Annotated in this window: 1 protein-coding gene; it reads left to right on the top strand. The window is 66.5% G+C overall.

Annotation, left to right across the window (positions count from 1 at the left end):
• Positions 1-493, top strand: a 493-nt coding sequence (locus ABAC460_RS50215) for a hypothetical protein (RefSeq protein ID WP_023454243.1), incomplete at both ends; no start/stop codon positions are given.

Raw genomic sequence — 493 nt, 5'->3', positions numbered from 1 at the left:
CGGCCAGCGTCGGCATCAAGGCCCGCCACTTCAATGCCGACGGCACCCCCGTCGCCAACGAATTCCAGGTCAACACCACCGGCGCCAACCAGCAGTACCAGCCGACCATCACCGGCCTGGCCGGTGGCGGCTACGTCATTGCCTGGGCGTCCAACGTCCAGGACGGCTCGGCCTACGGCGTCTACTTCAAGCAGTACAACGCCGCCGGCACGGTGGTCGTGGCCGAAACCCGGGCCAACACCCACACGGGTTCCGACCAGCACCAGCCGGTCGTCACGGCGTTCAGCGACGGCAGCTACATCATCTCGTGGGCCAGCGCCTCGATCAACACCGGTGACGGCTCCAGCTTCGGCATCACGGCCCAGCGCTACACGTCCGCCGGCGTGGCCTCGGGTTCGGAATTCCTGATCAACACCTACACCACCGGCGACCAGCAAAGCCCGGCCATCACGGCCCTGGCCGACAACAGCTTCGTCGTTACCTGGCACAGCAA

Source organism: Asticcacaulis sp. AC460 (assembly GCF_000495795.1).
In the GTDB taxonomy this organism is placed as follows: Bacteria; Pseudomonadota; Alphaproteobacteria; order Caulobacterales; family Caulobacteraceae; genus Asticcacaulis.
This window is presented reverse-complemented; position numbering and strand designations above follow the sequence as displayed.